24 protein-coding genes and 1 pseudogene are annotated in these 17,096 nt (G+C 38.9%); 2 read left to right on the forward strand and 23 right to left on the reverse strand.

What is annotated here, in order from left to right; genetic code table 11:
- Nucleotides 1-17: 17 nt before the first annotated feature.
- The 7 genes and pseudogenes from KHA88_RS20000 to KHA88_RS20030 all read right to left on the reverse strand — a co-directional run bounded on the left by KHA88_RS20000 (nucleotide 18) and on the right by KHA88_RS20030 (nucleotide 4,772).
- Nucleotides 18-413, reverse strand: coding sequence for a group-specific protein (locus KHA88_RS20000; protein WP_213122728.1), 396 nt, complete (start codon nucleotides 411-413; stop codon nucleotides 18-20).
- A gap of 117 nt (nucleotides 414-530) precedes the next feature.
- Nucleotides 531-995 carry a DinB family protein gene (locus KHA88_RS20005; protein ID WP_213122729.1) on the reverse strand — a complete coding sequence of 155 codons (465 nt, stop codon included), beginning with the start codon at nucleotides 993-995 and terminating at the stop codon, nucleotides 531-533.
- Between the two features lie 47 nt (nucleotides 996-1,042).
- A complete protein-coding gene (locus KHA88_RS20010; RefSeq protein WP_213122730.1) occupies nucleotides 1,043-1,516 on the reverse strand; it encodes an HIT family protein in 474 nt (157 codons plus the stop codon).
- Nucleotides 1,517-1,599: 83 nt separating this feature from the next.
- Nucleotides 1,600-2,079, reverse strand: a pseudogene (locus KHA88_RS20015) (NUDIX domain-containing protein).
- An 86-nt stretch (nucleotides 2,080-2,165) separates the two neighbouring features.
- Nucleotides 2,166-2,714 carry a GNAT family N-acetyltransferase gene (locus tag KHA88_RS20020; protein ID WP_213122731.1) on the reverse strand — a complete coding sequence of 183 codons (549 nt, stop codon included), beginning with the start codon at nucleotides 2,712-2,714 and terminating at the stop codon, nucleotides 2,166-2,168.
- 211 nt (nucleotides 2,715-2,925) lie between these two features.
- Nucleotides 2,926-3,921 (reverse strand): aminoglycoside phosphotransferase family protein, encoded by a 996-nt coding sequence (locus KHA88_RS20025; protein ID WP_213122732.1) that lies wholly within the window; start codon nucleotides 3,919-3,921, stop codon nucleotides 2,926-2,928.
- 560 nt (nucleotides 3,922-4,481) lie between these two features.
- Nucleotides 4,482-4,772, reverse strand: coding sequence for a hypothetical protein (locus tag KHA88_RS20030; RefSeq protein ID WP_213122733.1), 291 nt, complete (start codon nucleotides 4,770-4,772; stop codon nucleotides 4,482-4,484).
- Between the two features lie 165 nt (nucleotides 4,773-4,937).
- On the opposite strand from KHA88_RS20030, the gene KHA88_RS20035 reads away from it, so the two are divergent.
- The gene (locus KHA88_RS20035; protein WP_213122734.1) at nucleotides 4,938-5,453 is read left to right on the forward strand and encodes a helix-turn-helix domain-containing protein; all 516 of its coding nucleotides are present in this window, start codon (nucleotides 4,938-4,940) and stop codon (nucleotides 5,451-5,453) included.
- Nucleotides 5,454-5,505: 52 nt separating this feature from the next.
- A complete protein-coding gene (locus KHA88_RS20040; protein WP_213122735.1) occupies nucleotides 5,506-6,684 on the forward strand; it encodes a site-specific integrase in 1,179 nt (392 codons plus the stop codon).
- 101 nt (nucleotides 6,685-6,785) lie between these two features.
- On the opposite strand, the gene rpsI is transcribed toward KHA88_RS20040, so the two are convergent.
- The 16 genes from rpsI to secY form a co-directional block, all read right to left on the reverse strand.
- Complete coding sequence (rpsI, locus tag KHA88_RS20045) at nucleotides 6,786-7,178, reverse strand: 30S ribosomal protein S9 (RefSeq protein ID WP_213100041.1); 393 nt, start codon at nucleotides 7,176-7,178, stop codon at nucleotides 6,786-6,788.
- Between the two features lie 19 nt (nucleotides 7,179-7,197).
- Nucleotides 7,198-7,635, reverse strand: coding sequence for a 50S ribosomal protein L13 (gene rplM / locus KHA88_RS20050; RefSeq protein WP_213100040.1), 438 nt, complete (start codon nucleotides 7,633-7,635; stop codon nucleotides 7,198-7,200).
- Nucleotides 7,636-7,799: 164 nt separating this feature from the next.
- The gene (truA, locus tag KHA88_RS20055; protein WP_213108782.1) at nucleotides 7,800-8,540 is read right to left on the reverse strand and encodes a tRNA pseudouridine(38-40) synthase TruA; all 741 of its coding nucleotides are present in this window, start codon (nucleotides 8,538-8,540) and stop codon (nucleotides 7,800-7,802) included.
- Between the two features lie 17 nt (nucleotides 8,541-8,557).
- A complete protein-coding gene (locus KHA88_RS20060; protein WP_213100038.1) occupies nucleotides 8,558-9,355 on the reverse strand; it encodes an energy-coupling factor transporter transmembrane component T family protein in 798 nt (265 codons plus the stop codon).
- The gene (locus KHA88_RS20065) at nucleotides 9,352-10,221 is read right to left on the reverse strand and encodes an energy-coupling factor ABC transporter ATP-binding protein (RefSeq protein WP_213108783.1); all 870 of its coding nucleotides are present in this window, start codon (nucleotides 10,219-10,221) and stop codon (nucleotides 9,352-9,354) included. Before KHA88_RS20065 ends, KHA88_RS20060 begins: the two co-directional genes overlap by 4 nt.
- Entirely contained in the window at nucleotides 10,197-11,036 is an 840-nt protein-coding gene (locus KHA88_RS20070) for an energy-coupling factor ABC transporter ATP-binding protein (protein WP_346729018.1), read from the reverse strand. The genes KHA88_RS20065 and KHA88_RS20070 overlap by 25 nt, the downstream gene beginning before the upstream one ends.
- Before the next feature lie 278 nt (nucleotides 11,037-11,314).
- The gene (gene rplQ, locus KHA88_RS20075) at nucleotides 11,315-11,677 is read right to left on the reverse strand and encodes a 50S ribosomal protein L17 (protein ID WP_213100035.1); all 363 of its coding nucleotides are present in this window, start codon (nucleotides 11,675-11,677) and stop codon (nucleotides 11,315-11,317) included.
- A 54-nt stretch (nucleotides 11,678-11,731) separates the two neighbouring features.
- Complete coding sequence (locus KHA88_RS20080; protein ID WP_213100034.1) at nucleotides 11,732-12,676, reverse strand: DNA-directed RNA polymerase subunit alpha; 945 nt, start codon at nucleotides 12,674-12,676, stop codon at nucleotides 11,732-11,734.
- 167 nt (nucleotides 12,677-12,843) lie between these two features.
- Nucleotides 12,844-13,233, reverse strand: coding sequence for a 30S ribosomal protein S11 (rpsK, locus tag KHA88_RS20085; RefSeq protein ID WP_213100033.1), 390 nt, complete (start codon nucleotides 13,231-13,233; stop codon nucleotides 12,844-12,846).
- 25 nt (nucleotides 13,234-13,258) lie between these two features.
- The gene (rpsM, locus tag KHA88_RS20090; protein WP_213100032.1) at nucleotides 13,259-13,624 is read right to left on the reverse strand and encodes a 30S ribosomal protein S13; all 366 of its coding nucleotides are present in this window, start codon (nucleotides 13,622-13,624) and stop codon (nucleotides 13,259-13,261) included.
- A 20-nt stretch (nucleotides 13,625-13,644) separates the two neighbouring features.
- Nucleotides 13,645-13,758 carry a 50S ribosomal protein L36 gene (gene rpmJ, locus KHA88_RS20095; protein WP_003156543.1) on the reverse strand — a complete coding sequence of 38 codons (114 nt, stop codon included), beginning with the start codon at nucleotides 13,756-13,758 and terminating at the stop codon, nucleotides 13,645-13,647.
- A gap of 35 nt (nucleotides 13,759-13,793) precedes the next feature.
- On the reverse strand, nucleotides 13,794-14,012 hold the full coding sequence (gene infA, locus KHA88_RS20100) for a translation initiation factor IF-1 (RefSeq protein WP_207521113.1): 219 nt from the start codon (nucleotides 14,010-14,012) through the stop codon (nucleotides 13,794-13,796).
- Complete coding sequence (locus KHA88_RS20105; protein WP_213100031.1) at nucleotides 13,990-14,325, reverse strand: KOW domain-containing RNA-binding protein; 336 nt, start codon at nucleotides 14,323-14,325, stop codon at nucleotides 13,990-13,992. The genes infA and KHA88_RS20105 overlap by 23 nt, the downstream gene beginning before the upstream one ends.
- Before the next feature lie 15 nt (nucleotides 14,326-14,340).
- Complete coding sequence (map, locus tag KHA88_RS20110) at nucleotides 14,341-15,087, reverse strand: type I methionyl aminopeptidase (RefSeq protein WP_213122736.1); 747 nt, start codon at nucleotides 15,085-15,087, stop codon at nucleotides 14,341-14,343.
- Complete coding sequence (locus KHA88_RS20115) at nucleotides 15,084-15,737, reverse strand: adenylate kinase (protein WP_213122737.1); 654 nt, start codon at nucleotides 15,735-15,737, stop codon at nucleotides 15,084-15,086. Before KHA88_RS20115 ends, map begins: the two co-directional genes overlap by 4 nt.
- Before the next feature lie 65 nt (nucleotides 15,738-15,802).
- On the reverse strand, nucleotides 15,803-17,095 hold the full coding sequence (gene secY, locus KHA88_RS20120) for a preprotein translocase subunit SecY (protein ID WP_213100028.1): 1,293 nt from the start codon (nucleotides 17,093-17,095) through the stop codon (nucleotides 15,803-15,805).
- Nucleotide 17,096 lies beyond the last annotated feature (1 nt).

Consider the following 17,096-nt stretch of genomic DNA (forward strand, 5'->3'; position numbering starts at 1 on the left):
ACAACAAGAGTGGGATCTCACACAGATACACATTCACCGACTGTTTCAATTAACTCTTCAATTGTTCCATTACATTTCTCAACTTCGGATAAATGGTAAAACGTACTGGTTGTTTCGAATTTATTTACTTCATCATTTTTTGAGTAGAGATAAATTCTTTTTCCTTGTGCAAGTGCAATACCAAATTCAATATGACTTCCTTTACCTGCTGGTAATAAAACAATAATAAAATCTGCTTCCATTACAGCATTTCTTTCTCGCTTTCCTATTTCTTTTAAATCCTCAATTCTTGAAGCTCTTTCATTTATTGTCCAATCATATGTTTGAATATAACCTTTATTTATTAACTCATTACTAACGTAACGAACTGTATCTATGTTTTTAAAACTCGATGCAACATAAAACTTTTTCATTATTTATTCCCCCCTGTTAAACATTACTGACCATCTACTTCAACAAGAAGGGGCACTTATCCTGCTTCGATTAGCACACGTTTTAATAAAAGTATCGCACCCTTTAGTTGAAGAAAATTATTCAAACATTAAAATTTTAGGGTCTTTATTGTAACAGTGAACAAGCATAGCGTGTAATTGTCCCCTATGATGATAAACGTGTGCTAATATCTCTAATAACCATTCATACCTTGTATAAGTCACACCCCAATATGAAGTGGTACGAGATACAAGTTCTGTGTCCGATAATCTCATATAATTATTTTTTAATGATTTAAAATTAGTAATTAAGCCATCTTCTATTGATTCTAAAGTTTTATATGATACATTAGAATAAATTTTTTCCATCTCTACTTGGGTTGCTTCATTAGAAATACGCCAGTCAGCTTCACAAATTATTGCAATGTGTTCCAGCAACTCCCCGATAGACTGCTTATTAGATGTTGGTCTTTTTTGTAAATCTCCTTCTTCCAATTTACTTATTATTTTTATTAATGTTTTGACAGCTACTTCAATTTGATGTAAAACACTTTCATAATTCATAAGTTCCTCCTTATTAAAGAATTCTGATCGTTAGTTGAAGAAGGACACTAAACGTTTTTCTGTATCCACGAACGTAACTTTTCTGCATAGAGAGGACGTTCATCTGGTTCGGTATAATTACCTTTGGTTAGGTAGAGGTTATCGTTTTCATACCTCGGATAAACGTGAAGATGATAATGCCACACATCCTGATTTCCAGCAGGCTCATTATGTTGGCGAGTAGATATTCCATCACACCCATATGTATATTTCATCGCAAACGCAGTCAATTGAGCAGCACGATGAATTTCAGCAGCCATTTCTGCAGGAAGCTCATATATGTTTTCGAAATGTTCATTGGGAACAACGAGAACGTGCCCCTTGTTATTAGGCCACCACTTACTAGCGATAAACGCCGTTACGTGTTTATTCTGATAAATAATGTCTCTTTGTTTCGTTCCCTTATTTGATTTTTCATTACCTGACACAACCCGACAAAATGGGCATTCGTACGCTTCAGGTTTATTTGAAAATAAATTCATCTCTCCCATCACTCCCCTTAGTTAATTCCCGATTACAATAAATAATAAGCGTTAATTCTTCTTGAATAAACGCACCCGTTAGGTTATTTTAATACATATTCTTCTAGGGTATGTTCTTCAATTATCTCAATATTTTTTTTACTTTTTGCATAGGTAATTATTTATTCTTTTATATTGGGATAAAGAACTATATTATTTAATTCTGTTAGTTTAATCCATTTAACATCAGTTTGATTAGGGTCAGGATTATCTGGCAGTTTCGGAATAGCTCCATCTGTTATTTTACATTCAAACATTAATCCTAAAGAATGGGTTTCTCCATATTTACTTGAGTTTAAGTGCGGAGCATACTCATATACAAAAGCTAAAGGACCAACTTCAACATCAATTGATGCTTCCTCTTTTGCTTCTCTTCGAACTGCTTCAACAACAGATTCATTAGGTTCAACTCCACCTGCTGGCAAGTTATAGTGAAGCCCATTTTCGTCATTAAATTCAACTAAAAGAATTGAATCGTTTTCTAAAATAAGTGCACACGCCCTTACCCTAATATGATAAACCACTAAAGATCCCCCACCCATTACATATTTTTATAATATATAATACATTAGTTCTGGGATTGCTCTTGTTATTAAACTAACCTGCCTCATTAGTTAAATAACAACTGTTTATATTCTATTTTAAGGAGTCCATATATATCGACATCTTCATACTCATTTTGCAGAAGTCTATTTTGCCTTAATGTTCCTTCTTTTTGTAATCCAGCTTTCTCTAAAACTATTTTTGATGCTATATTTCTGGCTAAAGCTGATGCCCAAATTTTGTTTAAATTCAATTGGCTAAATCCAAAATCTATTATCCTTTTCACTGCCTCCGTTGCAAACCCTTTACCCCAATAATCTTTACCAATCCAATAACCAAGTTCCCCTTTATTGTTACTTTTATCAATTCTTATGGTAATAGTACCTATTAATTCGTTTAATTCCTTAAATGTTATTGTTAATGGAAATTCAACTCCTTCTTCAATTTGATCGGATTGAATTGCAATCCAATCCTCTGCATATTTCAATTCGTATGGATGCGGAAGACCAAGGATACTTGCTAATTCTTTGTCATTTGCCAAATCTCTTATTCTAATTGCATCTTCTTTTTTAAAAGGTTGTAAAGTTAAACGTTCAGTTTCTAAATTCAAGGACATAAATTTAATACCTTCTTTTTTTAAGATTTTATCTTCAAGTATTGACTGTTAGCTTAATAACTTCAACAAAAAAAGCGTTAATCCTTCTTGGCTCAAAACTGCTCCGTTAGCTGAATAAGAACTTTTTAATAACTCCTTAACTTTTAACACTTTTAAAATAAAAAAGACCACCTCGTATTGAGATGGATACCTCTTACTTGTTATTAAACTACTAAATTATGAATGATACACCTTTAGAAAATAAATACTCTTCAGCTTCATTTATTCTCTTTCCATTATGTCTTACAAAAAGTTCATAACGTCTCTTTAACCACTCAAACGACCTGTCACGAATATGTGAGTCATCGGCACCTTTTATTAAGGGAACCATTTTAGTAAATGAGTCAAAACTTGATAAAGCCTCAAAGCACTCCAAATTTTCAATTTTCTTGTTTGTGATGTTCTGATAAGCACCTAACATAGGTTCTTTGAAGCTAGTCCCGAACCACGAATATCCTAAAACAAGGGTATTAGCAATATCATAACGAGGGTCGCCTATAAAAGCTTTTTCCCAATCCAAAATATACAATGAATTTTCATCAGTTATTATTGTATTCCAAAAATGATAATCTCCATGATTTAAAACTTCAGTAAATGAAACAGTCTTGAACATATCGGAAATATTTTGAAGGCAATTTATGTATACAGGGTCTTCAAACTTCGCAACTCTATTTTTTAAACTTTCTATGTAAAAATCGATATAAACTTCTTGTCGTAAATCGTTATCCGTAAAAAAGTTACGAACCCTATCAGTGCAAATTGAGTGAACTTGTGCGAGCGTGACACCAAATTTTCTAAATGCTGACTGCATATCCTCTGGGTTTGCTAAGTAATATTTGTCCAGAGTAGCTCCCTTTACTAGTTCCATCAACATTATTCTCTTTTCTTTATCTTCAAAATAAACAGTTGGAATATTAATGGTTGAATTTACAGCCTTACTCCTTAGAATATTTAATTCTTTATTAAACTTCACATTTTCACTAAATTTTTTTAAGACAACTTCATTGGAAAATATATCCCCACCTTGAGAGTAAGTAAGATGAAACATTGTAATGTCATTACTAAATCCATCTTTATTTGTTTGTAAGTTATTTATCTCAATTACAGTCTCTTTTCTTTTTGTTTCCTTTATCAGTTGTTCTACAGTTTTATAAATTTCTTCGCTCAATAGTGCTGCCCCCCAGTTTTTGCTATCTATTTATTAACCCTTACTTTTTCATAGATATTCTGCAATCTGGAATAAAACCCCTTCTTCAACTAATCTGCCCGTTAGTACAATAACTTCAACAAAAATAAGCGATAATCCTTCTTGAATTATCGGACCCATTACTTTAAATACATTACTTCACAAAGTCTGTTTATTCCCTTCATTTATTTTAACATAATATCCAAGCCCTTCTCTTTCATAGAAAAATTCACATGGCAAATCACATCGAAATCACAAGAAGGATATATTATTTACACCTATACGAATAGGTGTGTGAATTACATTGTGATTCCATGTCTATTTAATAATAAAACATAGATACAACAAAAAAACACATGTGACTTCTGCTGTGACATCGCATGTGTTTTTGCTTATTAACCTCTGAAATAAAGCCGTTAAAAAAGCCCGGTCCTTTTTTGTCTAGTAGAACTACTCGATAGTAAAACAAAACCATTCCCTTAAAATCCACTCTTTACCGTGTTGACAAATGAATTTAATTTCGCCTGCCAGCGATTATGTATTTATTTTAGATTTTCAATTTTTTTATACTTACTCATGAATTTTATAACATCCTCACGATCGACGAGCACCTTACCTTCTAACTCAATAACTGGTAAGCCAAGTTTTTCCAATTTTTGCAAATGACCAAAAGAAATACCGATAAACTCACAACATTGCTTTTTCGTCATGAACCTTCCCGCTCCACTTTCTTTTTTAGCAGCTTCAAAAGCTTCTTTGCTTAGTTCATAGAATAGTTCATAATAATTACTCTTAAACTCATCTGAGACCTGTAATGGTATGATACCCTCCATAAGCTTTGTCCTACCCCCTTTTTACTTACTAAGTAAAACATTTACTTACCTAATTATATATTATCCTCATACTACAATCAACACTTTAGTTAGAAAAACATTTACTTAGTAAAGTTAATGTGTGATAATGATGATAAACAAACGTATAAGGTGAGGTAACTTTTAATGGATGCTAAAGAATTCGGAGCCAAACTCAAAGAGATTCGGAAAGAGAAAAAAATAACTTTACTAGACTTAAAAGCACGAACTGGTTACTCAGATTCATATTTATCTCAAATCGAGAACGGTTATAAAGGTTTACCTAAACCTGCATTATTAAGAACGCTTGCTGTAGGGTTAGACATTTCGCATATTTATCTAATGAATTTAGCCGGCTACTCTGATTCTTATGTAGATGTTGAGAATGGTCTAATTAAACATGAAGGTAATGATCGGGTTAAAGATGAAAAATTCCTAAACAAAACGAGAAATATAGATGTAAACCTTCCATGTACTGAGGAAATGAAAGTAGAAAACGGAGAGCAAGCTATTAGAGAATTATCAGATGACGAATTAAGAAGAAGATTATTTGACCTTCATGATCTTCTTAATATGAAGATTGACTTATACTATAAGAATGCATCTCTAACAGATGAAAAACGCAAAAAAATTAGAACTATACTTGAATTAATTTTTGAATAAGTTCTTCCCTTTCCTGTATATAGCCTGCCAGCGTATTGGAAAGGAAACTATTATGGCAAACATTAAAAAGTATACAAAGAAAGACGGTACCACCGCTTATATGTTTAATGCGTATCTCGGCAAGGATCCTCTCACGGGCAAGAAGAAACGAACCACACGCCGAGGTTTCAAGACAAAAAAAGATGCAAATATTGCGCTATCTAAATTATTGGTGGAAGTCGATGAACTCGGGCTCCGCCAAAATGATCAGATGACCTTCCAGGAAGTTTTTAAGGAATGGTTTAAGCAACATCGTAGAGAAGTAAAGCCAACAACGGTATATGCAATCGAGAGTAAATTCAGCCGCAGGATCCTCCCGGTCTTCGGTCCTTACAAAATGAAAGACATATCCCCCTCGCATTGTCAAAAAGCTATCAACGCTTGGGCCCAGGAGCTTAAATCCTTCAATGATTATAAGATACAAGCAAACCTGGTTTTCCGATATGCCATGAAAATGGACATTATTAAGCGCAATCCGATGGATTATGTCACGTTGCCGAAACTAAAACATGAGATGGAATATAATGCGGAGCTGGAAGAAAAGAAGCATTACTACACACGTGAAGAGCTCAGGAGATTTTTAGAGACGATTCAGGAGGATGACATGGCTTATACCATGTTTCGGCTACTCGCCTTCACAGGAGCACGCAAGGGGGAACTGTATGCCCTGCATTGGTCGGACGTGGACTTCCACCATAAGTCGATCAGCTTGAAAAAGACATTGATTCACACGAACGACAAAAAGCAGCTTCAGACATCGAAAACAAAGGCCTCCCGGCGTGTGGTTAGCGTGGACGATGAAACTCTGGCAATATTAAAGAAATGGCGTAGCAAGCAAATACAGCGCTATCTGACGTTAAAACTTGCCGCTCCTTTTCAATCTGATGATAAGCAGCCCATCTTTACTGTCTATAATCAGTTAAAACATGCAATGGATTATTGTCGACTGGCTTACTTAAATGAAAAGCTGAAGCGGATTTATCAAAAGAACCCTGAGCTGCCACAGATAAATGTTCACGCCTTCCGACATACACATGCCAGTTTGTTGTTTGCAGCCGGGGCTTCTATCAAAGATGTACAATCCCGACTCGGCCACACCGATATTAAATCCACGATGGATATTTACACTCATGTGACCGATGAAGCGAAGGAGAAAACAGCCGAGATGTTCCAGAAGTACATGGCATTTTAGCTCGGGGTATTCAAGGGGTATTCAATTCCAAATTTGGACATGAAAAAGCCCTCTCTGCTTTATAAGAGCAAAGAGGGCAAACCCTTGGTATATAAGGTTTATTAACGTTTTGAGAACTGAGGAGCTCTACGTGCGCCTTTAAGACCGTATTTTTTACGTTCTTTCATGCGTGGGTCACGAGTTAATAGTCCTGCACGTTTAAGTGTTCCGCGGTATTCAGGATCCGCTTCTAGCAACGCACGAGAGATTCCGTGACGGATAGCTCCTGCTTGTCCTGTGTAGCCGCCGCCTTTAACAGAAACTAATACATTGTAGTTACCTACTGTTTCAGTTGCTGCAAGTGGCTGTTTGATAACTTCGCGTAATGCTGCGAATGGAATATAGTCTTCTACTTCACGATCGTTAATGATGATACGGCCTTCGCCTGGTACTAAACGTACGCGGGCAACAGAGCTTTTACGGCGACCTGTACCATAGTATTGAACTTGTGCCAATATAATGCCCTCCCTTTAATTATCCGCGAAGCTCGTATACTTCCGGTTTTTGTGCTTGATGTGGATGTTCTGCTCCAGCATAAACGTGAAGCTTTTTGAACATTTGACGTCCTAAAGAACCTTTAGGAAGCATGCCTTTGATTGCAAGCTCAAGCATTTTTGTTGGATATTTCGTACGCATTTCTAGAGCAGTTCTTGTTTTAATTCCGCCTGCGAATCCTGTGTGGCGATAGTAAATTTTATCAGTTAATTTCTTACCAGTTAATTCGATTTTCTCAGCATTAATCAAAATCACGTGATCGCCTGTGTCAACATGCGGTGTGAAAGTTGGTTTGTGTTTACCGCGCAAAATGGAAGCTACTTCAGTTGCAAGACGGCCAAGTGTTTTACCTTCAGCGTCTACAACGAACCATTTACGGTCGATTTCGCTGGCTTTAGCCATATACGTAGTGCGCATTTGTTACCCTCCCAAAAATTTAAAAATTCAAGTTCGTATTTATTTTGATCACAATAAGTTTCCGGGGCTTATCGTGGGATTAAAAACAATACCATAGGATATCTTATCGTTTTTTGCAAGTAAAGTCAAGAAAATTTTTATACACCAGGTGAAGTTGTTTAGCTTTATTTATAATACACTTCCCATAAGTATAGCCCTTTCGCAGCGGCGGTTTTGCCTGCACGCTTTCGGTCGTGGGCCGCTAGGATTTCTGGTATGTCACCAGGTTTAATTTTACCCGATCCTACTTTTAGCAACGTCCCGACAATAATTCTGACCATATTATATAAAAAGCCAGTTCCCGTGAAGGTGAAGATGATTTCATCTCCTACCACTTCAATATCGATGACGGAGATGGTCCTGACTCTATTCTCTTTCGTCGTTTTTGCGGAGCAAAAGCTCGTGAAATCGAGCGTACCGACCAAATATCCTGCGGCTTCCCTCATCTGATGAACATCCAACTTATATGGATAATAAGAAGTATAATGATGCCTGAAAGGATCTCTTATCTTACCGGTGTATAAAAAATACTTATACGTCTTCCCGACTACATCGTAACGTGCATGGAAGCCGGGATCTGCCTTTTCAACCTCTAAAAGGGATAGGTCATACGGCAGCAAGCCATTCACTGCGTTAACCCATCTTTCTGATGGCAGTAGAAGTGGCGAGTCAAAATGAAATACTTGTCCACGTGCATGAACACCTGCGTCTGTACGGCCTGAGCTTGTGACTTTAACAAGTGTCCCCTTGTGCATTTTCTTCAATGCCTTCTCAAGTTCTTCTTGGACCGTTCTGCCATTAGGCTGAATTTGGAATCCGGAATACCTGGATCCATCATAAGCAATCTTCGCTTTGTAACGCTGCATGTTTCTTCAATCCTTATTTAAGATCTGAAAATAATCAGCAGAACTGCTAATAAAATCAACGCTCCTGCTACCGCTGTATCACGAGGCTCCCACATCAGCAGACGGTATTTCGTCCGCCCCTCGCCCCCGCGATACCCTCTCGCTTCCATGGCTGTCGCAAGCTCTTCAGCCCGCTTAAAGGAACTAACAAATAATGGAATGAGCAAAGGGACGATAGCTTTAATTCTTTCCTTAATCGGTCCACTCGTAAACTCTACACCTCTTGCCATTTGGGCTTTCATAATTTTATCCGTTTCGTCCATTAATGTAGGGATGAAGCGGAGTGAGATCGACATCATCAACGCTAATTCATGTACCGGAAATTTGACCTTATTTAAAGGCTTCATGATGCTTTCCAGGCCATCTGTTAACGTTATCGGCGTAGTCGTTAGCGTCAAGAGCGACGTAACAAAAACGAGCAGCACAAAACGCATCGAAATAAAAATCCCTTGTCGCAGCCCTTCCTCATGGATGTCAATAAAACTTAAAGAGTAAATGACCTCTCCCTCTTTATTAAAAAATAGCTGAAGGAAAAAGGTGAATATGACAAGATATAATACGGGTTTCAACCCATTAATTAAAAACTTAATATTCAGCTTCGATAATAGAATAATAAAAGCGACGAATAATAGAAGTAGTCCGTAAGTATAAGTGTTATTTGCTAGGAAAACGATACAAATAAAGCCGAATACAAACAATAATTTAGAGCGCGGATCAAGACGATGAAGGATAGACGTCCCAGGGATATAGCGTCCAAAAATCATTTTCTCCATCATAGCGGTTCACCCCGCTTCTGCAATTCTATTAAAGCCTCCGATAATTCTTCTATCGTTAAGCAAGTCTTACCTATTTTCTTGTTCATTTTTCTCTCTAGCATATATTGAAATTTAACAACCTCTGGTACATCAAGGCCCAATTCAAGAAGTTCCTCAGGATTAGAAAAGATCGTCCTCGGATCGGCTGTTTTTTTCACGTGTCCACGATGCATGATCACAATTTCATCAGCATAGTTGGCTGCGTCTTCCATGCTATGCGTTACGAGGATTGTAGATAATCCTTTTTGTTTATGAAGTCGATAGAACATCTCCATAATTTCCGTTCGGCCTCTCGGGTCTAAACCAGCGGTAGGCTCATCCAACACAAGGACTTCAGGCTCCATAGCAAGTACGCCTGCTATAGCAACACGGCGCATTTGTCCACCAGATAAATCAAAGGGGGATTTTTGCAATACCTCTTCTGGCAACCCGACATCTGCAATTAACTGTCTTGCCCGTTTCTTTGCTTCTTCTTCGGAAACACCAAAATTCATCGGCCCAAAGCAAATATCCTTCTCTACGGTTTCATCAAAAAGCTGATGTTCCGGGAATTGAAAAACAATCCCTACTTTCTGGCGAATCGGACGGAGGTTCTTTTCTTTTTTCCCTGCATCAATGATCCGGTCACCAATCACAACCTGACCTTTTGTCGGCTTTAAAAGGGCATTCAGGTGTTGAAGGATCGTTGACTTTCCGGATCCAGTATGACCAATTAACGCCATAAATACTCCATGTGGAATCGACAAATTGACATTCTGAATAGCAAGTCGTTCAAATGGGGTATTGGCCTGATACTTGTATTCTACTTGCTGAAGTGCAATGTCCATAGCTCATTCACCAACTCTTCATCTGTCAAATAACTCTTCGGGACATCTAAACCTTTTTCTCGTAATGCGTTTGCCATTTTAATTGGAAAGGGGATATCGAGCCCAAGTTTAATCAGTTCTTCTTCAAGTTGAAAAATATCATCAGGGTTACCTTCTGTATATACTTCGCCCTTATTCATAACCACAATTCGATCCGCTTTTGCCGCTTCCTCTAGGTCATGTGTAATAGAAATAACGGTTAGCCCTTGTTCATCCTTCAACTCTCTGACAGTTCTCAAAACCTCTTCACGTCCCAAAGGATCGAGCATAGATGTAGCTTCATCAAGAATAATCACTTTCGGCCTTAATGCAATCACACCGGCAATGGCTACTCGCTGTTTCTGGCCTCCTGAAAGATGGTGTGGCTCTTGGTCAAGAAAATCAGCCATTTTTACTCGTTCCAGTGCATTTTTTACCCGCGTTTTCATTTCATCATGCGGGACTCCGTTGTTCTCTAGCCCAAAAGCCACATCATCTTGAACCGTCGCTCCAACAAATTGGTTATCAGGACTTTGAAATACCATTCCCACCAATCTACGAATATCCCAGACCGTTTCCTCTGATAAAGTTTCATCCTCAACAATGACGGCTCCGCTCTCGGGGAATTGCAGACCATTTAATATTTTTGCCAGCGTAGATTTACCGGATCCATTATGACCTACTACGGCAAGCCATTCTCCTTTAGCAATAGAAAATGAAACATCTTTCAAAGCATACGATTCTTGTCCGTCATATTTAAAGGAGATATTATTAATCGAGATTACAGGGGTAGCCACCATCTTTTTTCTCCTCTCCGCTCAGCTGTGCTCAACAATTCTTACTATTTTTGAAAAAGTCTATAAATAGAAAAAAAGCCTGCGCCTCAATCCAAGAAACCGGCTATCCAGTTTCAGATCCATAAATGGATCTTCTCAGAGTTGAGGGAGGAGGCGCATCGAGCTAGACAGGATCACCAACTTACATAGTGCCTATCGTAACGCTCTTTATAAGCTTTGTAATCGTTTGGTTTTTAAAAAAGGGCAAAGCAATTGCCCTGCCCTTTGTAGCTTTAACCTTATACTAATTCAATAATTACCATTGGTGCACCGTCTCCGCGGCGAGGTCCAAGTTTCATGATGCGAGTGTAACCGCCTTGGCGCTCAGCATAACGTGGAGCGATATCAGCAAATAGTTTTTGAACTGCGTCTTGGTTTGTTTCAGCATTAGCTACTTCATTACGGATAAATGATGAAGCTTGACGGCGTGCATGTAAATCACCGCGTTTTCCAAGAGTGATCATTTTCTCTACAACTGAGCGAAGTTCTTTTGCGCGTGCTTCAGTTGTCTCAATGCGTTCGCTGATGATAAGATCAGTTGTCAAATCGCGAAGCATGGCTTTACGTTGAGAGCTCGTACGTCCTAGTTTTCTGTAAGACATCAAGTTTCCCTCCTTTGTTGATAATATTTATGTGTATTAAATCAGGAGTTTCGGTCAGTCGTCTTTACGAAGTCCAAGTCCAAGATCATCTAGTTTGGCTTTTACTTCTTCCAAAGATTTTCTTCCCAAGTTTCGAACCTTCATCATGTCCTCTTCTGACTTATTAGCCAGTTCTTGGACAGTATTGATTCCAGCACGCTTTAGGCAGTTATAAGAACGAACGGAAAGGTCTAGCTCCTCGATCGTCATCTCAAGGACTTTTTCTTTCTGATCTTCTTCTTTTTCAACCATAATTTCAGCATGTTGGGCTTCGTCTGTCAGTCCAACAAAAATATTCAAATGCTCAGTTAAGATTTTAGCACCTAAAGAAATAGCTTCTTTCGGGCCGATACTTCCATCTGTCCATACATCGAGTGAAAGTTTGTCATAGTTTGTCATCTGACCAACACGTGTATTTTCAACTTGATAGTTTACACGTGATACCGGAGTATAGATCGAATCAATTGGAATCACACCAATTGGTAGATCATCACGCTTGTTTTGGTCAGCGGGCGTGTAGCCACGGCCACGTTTAGCTGACATGCGCATACGGAAATTAGCATTTTCCCCAAGAGTTGCAATCTCCAAATCTGGGTTAAGGATTTCCACATCACTGTCATGCATAATATCTGACGCCTTTACTACGCCTTCACCTTGTACATCGATTTCTAAAGTCTTTTCTTCGTCAGAGTAAACTTTCAAAGCTAGTTTCTTTATGTTAAGGATGATAGAGGTAACATCTTCAACGACGCCTTCAATAGTAGAAAATTCATGTTGTACACCTTCGATTTGGATAGATGTAACAGCAGCACCCGGAAGAGATGATAGAAGGATACGACGTAAGGAGTTACCCAAAGTTGTACCATATCCACGCTCTAGCGGTTCTACAACAAACTTTCCAAATTTGGCATCATCGCTGATCTCAATCGTTTCAATTTTCGGTTTTTCAATTTCGATCATTCAAATATACCCTCCTTCAAAACGTCGAAATCCCGGAGTATATTTCCCGAAATTCCCCATGTTACATTCCCATTTGTGCAACAACTGGATGAAGAATAATTCTATACGTGCATAAATTCATATAATAACCCATTATAGACAGGTATTTTAAAATTTATACAGAATCATTACACACGACGACGTTTTGGTGGACGGCATCCGTTATGTGGAACAGGAGTTACGTCTCTGATTGCTGTAACTTCAAGTCCTGCAGCTTGTAAAGCACGAATTGCCGCTTCACGACCAGCACCAGGTCCTTTAACAGTTACTTCAAGAGTTTTCATGCCATGTTCAATAGAAGTCTTTGCAGCCGTTTCTGCAGCCATTTGCGCTGCGAATGGAGTAGATTTACGTGAACCTTTAAATCCAAGTGCTCCAGCAGAAGACCAAGAGATAGCATTACCTTGTGAATCAGTAATTGTAACGATTGTATTGTTGAAAGTAGAACGAATGTGTGCAATACCAGTTTCGATATTTTTTCTCACACGACGTTTACGAGTATTAGTTTTGCGTGCCATGTTAGTAAGTTACCTCCTTTACCAATTATTTTTTCTTGCCCGCTACAGTTTTACGAGGGCCTTTACGTGTACGAGCATTATTTTTAGTATTTTGTCCGCGAACAGGAAGACCGCGACGGTGGCGAAGACCACGGTATGATCCAATTTCCATCAGACGTTTGATGTTAAGGGATACTTCACGACGAAGGTCTCCTTCAACTTTCAATTTGTCGATGATGTCACGGATCTTGCCAAGCTCTTCATCAGTAAGATCGCGAACGCGTGTATCTTCAGAAACACCCGCTTCAGCAAGAATCTTAGCAGCAGTATTTTTACCAATTCCGAAAATGTATGTTAGAGAAATGACTACACGTTTTTCACGTGGAATGTCTACACCAGCAATACGTGCCATAAAAAATGCGCACCTCCTTTTTATCCTTGTTTTTGTTTATGTTTTGGGTTTTCACAAATAACCATGACTTTGCCTTTTCTGCGGATAACTTTACACTTCTCACAGATTGGCTTCACAGATGGTCTTACTTTCATTGTTTATAACCTCCTTAGTAGTCCGGAGTGCATTGTTATTTAAAACGGTATGTGATTCTTCCGCGCGTCAAATCGTACGGAGAAAGTTCTACAGTCACTTTGTCGCCAGGCAGAATGCGAATAAAGTGCATGCGGATTTTGCCCGAAACATGGGCAAGAACCGTATGGCCATTTTCTAATTCTACCTTAAACATAGCGTTTGGCAAAGTATCAACGACTGTGCCTTCAACTTCAATTACATCCTCTTTCGCCATCAAACCCGTCTCCCTTCTCTAAAACATCCTTAACCTCTTCTACAAATTTGCCTAGTGCCCATCGTAACTTTCCGTTTGTAACTCGATTGGCTTCTTTGATACTGTCTCGAACTTCCGTAGAAACATAGTTGTAACATTTAAGATGTTGGATGTTCTTCTTTTTTGGACTATCAAATTTCCTTTTATCCCCATCCGCAATAAGAACGAACCGTTCATCGATGTGTTGGATAATAACCGCGAATTGTCCAGCGTCTCGTCCCTTATTAATAAGCACGATTTGACCTATACGGGGAGTCGAATCAGACTCATTCAACCAGATCACCTGCGCTTAAATTCTTGTTAAAATCTCAAAACCTGTTTCTGTTATTGCTATTGTATGTTCGAAATGTGCACACATTTTTCCGTCGACTGTAACGACAGTCCAATTATCCGCCAGAGTTCTTACATAGCGACTTCCCGCATTAACCATCGGTTCAATGCAAAGCACCATGCCGGGTTTAAGACGTGGCCCTTTGTTAGGCGGACCGTAGTGAGGAATTTGTGGATCCTCATGTAAATTTTGGCCAATTCCATGTCCTACATATTCACGGACGATGGAAAAACCGTTCGACTCAACAAATGTTTGAATCGCATGAGATATGTTAGAAAGACGTTCGCCTGGCTTAGCTTCTTCCAAGCCGAGATAGAGAGATTTTTCTGTGACGTCAAGAAGCTTTTGAGTTTCATCGTCGATGCTTCCTACTGCATATGTCCATGCGGAATCCCCATGGTAACCACTATAGTGGGCACCAATATCAAGGCTGATAATATCGCCCTCTTTAAGAACACGACTGCCCGGTATGCCATGTACAAGCTCCTCATTAACTGATGCACATACACTCCCACTGAAGCCGTTATATCCTTTAAAGGAAGGCAAAGCATCATGCTCTTTGATAAACCTTTCTGCAATGACATCCAGTTCTTTTGTCGTAATTCCTGGCTGAATATGTTTTTGAAGCTCTTGATGTGTTAATGCAACAATTCTACCAGCTTCTCTCATGATTTCTATTTCACGAGGCGTTTTACTAATTATCATGATTTCAAACCTTTAAGTAACGAATCAATGTTTAAAAACACTTCATCGATATGCCGTTGGCCATTGATGTTTTTCAAATAACCTTTTCCGTGATAAAAATCAAGAAGTGGCTGTGTTTGCTTCATGTTCACTTCAAGGCGATTTTGGACTGTTTCTTCATTATCATCTGGACGTTGATAAAGCTCCCCGCCACAGCGGTCGCAAACGCCAGATTCTGTTGGAGGATTAAATACAAGATGATAGGTAGCTCCACAGCTTTTGCAAATGCGTCTGCCAGTAAGGCGATCCATCAAAATGCTTTGATCCACTTCAATATTGACGACATAGTCAATTTTCTTACCCATATCGGCAAGAATATTTTCAAGTGCTTCTGCTTGCGCGACTGTTCTTGGAAAGCCATCCAGCAAAAAGCCTTGTGCACAATCGTCTTTGCTTAACCGTTCACGGACAATTCCAATCGTTACTTCGTCCGGAACAAGCTCGCCTTTATCCATAAAGGATTTAGCTTTTAATCCAAGTTCCGTGCCATCTTTCATGGCAGCGCGGAACATATCTCCAGTAGAAATATGAGGAATCCCATACTTTTCTACAATTTTATCGGCCTGTGTACCTTTACCGGCACCAGGAAGGCCCATTAGAACTAAGTTCATCCGTAACGCCCCCGAGCATCTAAATGGGTTCAGGAACAAACATCTTGTTCCTAAAACCATCTCGATTATTTAATGAAGCCTTTATAGTGACGCTTCACCAACTGGGCTTCCAATTGTTTCATTGTTTCAAGTGCCACTCCTACCACAATCAATAAGCCTGTTCCACCAATCTGAGCTGATTGGGGTAACCCTGCAAATTTAATGAAGAAGACAGGTAATACGGAGATGCCCGCTAGGAAAATCGCACCGACAAAAGTCAAACGATATAACACTCTCGTTAAATACTCCTGCGTGTTTTTCCCTGGACGAATACCTGGTATATAGCCGCCTTGCTTCTTCAAATTTTCCGATACTTGTTCAGGATTCACTTGAACAAAAGCATAGAAATATGTGAATGCGATAATGAGAGCAACAAAAATGACCATTCCAATCGGCTTTGTATGATCGAAGATATATTGAATGGTACTAGCTATATCATTAGATCCGAAAAAAGTAGTGATCGTCTGCGGAGTCACCATAAATGCGCTCGCGAAAATGACCGGAATAACTCCAGCCGCATTCACTTTCAACGGCAAGTGTGTGGATTGCCCGCCAACCGGACTGCGTCCATCCATTCGTTTAGCATATTGGATTGGAATTTTGCGCAGCGCCTGCTGTACAAAAACGACACCAACAATAATCGCAACGATGGCAAGAAGAACAAGTAGCATGATTACAATGCGTAGAAACAGTTGTTCTCCGGCACCTTCAAACTGTTGGGCATATATCTGATTCACTGCTGTTGGTATCCCAGCAACTATCCCAGCAAAAATGATAATGGAAATTCCGTTGCCAACACCTTTAGCTGTAATTTCTTCACCGAGCCACATTAGGAATGCTGTACCTGCTGTAAGCACGATTGCGATAATCACATACGTGCCAAAACCCGGATTCTTGATGAGCTGCAATTGTGTCATCCGGTTGAAACCATAAGACATACCCATAGCTTGAATCAAAGCAAGAACAATTGTGAAGTAGCGTGTGAACTGAGCCAGCTTACGACGTCCGACTTCACCCTGCTTGGACCACTCTGTGAATTTTGGCACTACATCCATTTGCAAAAGCTGAACAATAATGGAAGCCGTGATATACGGCATGATGCCCATTGCAAAAATGGAGAAGTTTTTAAGGGCGCCCCCGCCAAAAATATTCATGAATCCAAACAAACTTGCCTGATCTTGCATTTTGAGCACATTTGCATCTACATTGGGAACCGGTATAAATGCTCCTAGGCGAAATACAACTAACATTAATAGGGTGAAAATAATCTTTCGTCTTATATCACCCACGCGCATAAAATTGGAGATTGTCCGAAACAAC

This window comes from Lederbergia citrea (assembly GCF_018343525.1).
Lineage (GTDB): Bacteria > Bacillota > Bacilli > Bacillales > Bacillaceae_C > Lederbergia > Lederbergia citrea.

Bases quoted from the DNA above. Each gene is read 5' to 3' on its own strand.
- KHA88_RS20000 (WP_213122728.1), bottom strand. From the start codon at position 413: ATGAAAAAGTTTTATGTTGCATCGAGTTTTAAAAACATAGATACAGTT.
- KHA88_RS20005 (WP_213122729.1), bottom strand. From the start codon at position 995: ATGAATTATGAAAGTGTTTTACATCAAATTGAAGTAGCTGTCAAAACA.
- KHA88_RS20010 (WP_213122730.1), bottom strand. From the start codon at position 1,516: ATGAATTTATTTTCAAATAAACCTGAAGCGTACGAATGCCCATTTTGT.
- KHA88_RS20020 (WP_213122731.1), bottom strand. From the start codon at position 2,714: ATGTCCTTGAATTTAGAAACTGAACGTTTAACTTTACAACCTTTTAAA.
- KHA88_RS20030 (WP_213122733.1), bottom strand. From the start codon at position 4,772: ATGGAGGGTATCATACCATTACAGGTCTCAGATGAGTTTAAGAGTAAT.
- KHA88_RS20035 (WP_213122734.1), top strand. From the start codon at position 4,938: ATGGATGCTAAAGAATTCGGAGCCAAACTCAAAGAGATTCGGAAAGAG.
- KHA88_RS20040 (WP_213122735.1), top strand. From the start codon at position 5,506: ATGGCAAACATTAAAAAGTATACAAAGAAAGACGGTACCACCGCTTAT.
- rplM (WP_213100040.1), bottom strand. From the start codon at position 7,635: ATGCGCACTACGTATATGGCTAAAGCCAGCGAAATCGACCGTAAATGG.
- truA (WP_213108782.1), bottom strand. From the start codon at position 8,540: ATGCAGCGTTACAAAGCGAAGATTGCTTATGATGGATCCAGGTATTCC.
- KHA88_RS20060 (WP_213100038.1), bottom strand. From the start codon at position 9,355: ATGATGGAGAAAATGATTTTTGGACGCTATATCCCTGGGACGTCTATC.
- KHA88_RS20065 (WP_213108783.1), bottom strand. From the start codon at position 10,221: ATGGACATTGCACTTCAGCAAGTAGAATACAAGTATCAGGCCAATACC.
- rplQ (WP_213100035.1), bottom strand. From the start codon at position 11,677: ATGTCTTACAGAAAACTAGGACGTACGAGCTCTCAACGTAAAGCCATG.
- KHA88_RS20080 (WP_213100034.1), bottom strand. From the start codon at position 12,676: ATGATCGAAATTGAAAAACCGAAAATTGAAACGATTGAGATCAGCGAT.
- rpsK (WP_213100033.1), bottom strand. From the start codon at position 13,233: ATGGCACGCAAAACTAATACTCGTAAACGTCGTGTGAGAAAAAATATC.
- rpsM (WP_213100032.1), bottom strand. From the start codon at position 13,624: ATGGCACGTATTGCTGGTGTAGACATTCCACGTGAAAAACGTGTAGTC.
- rpmJ (WP_003156543.1), bottom strand. From the start codon at position 13,758: ATGAAAGTAAGACCATCTGTGAAGCCAATCTGTGAGAAGTGTAAAGTT.
- infA (WP_207521113.1), bottom strand. From the start codon at position 14,012: ATGGCGAAAGAGGATGTAATTGAAGTTGAAGGCACAGTCGTTGATACT.
- map (WP_213122736.1), bottom strand. From the start codon at position 15,087: ATGATAATTAGTAAAACGCCTCGTGAAATAGAAATCATGAGAGAAGCT.
- KHA88_RS20115 (WP_213122737.1), bottom strand. From the start codon at position 15,737: ATGAACTTAGTTCTAATGGGCCTTCCTGGTGCCGGTAAAGGTACACAG.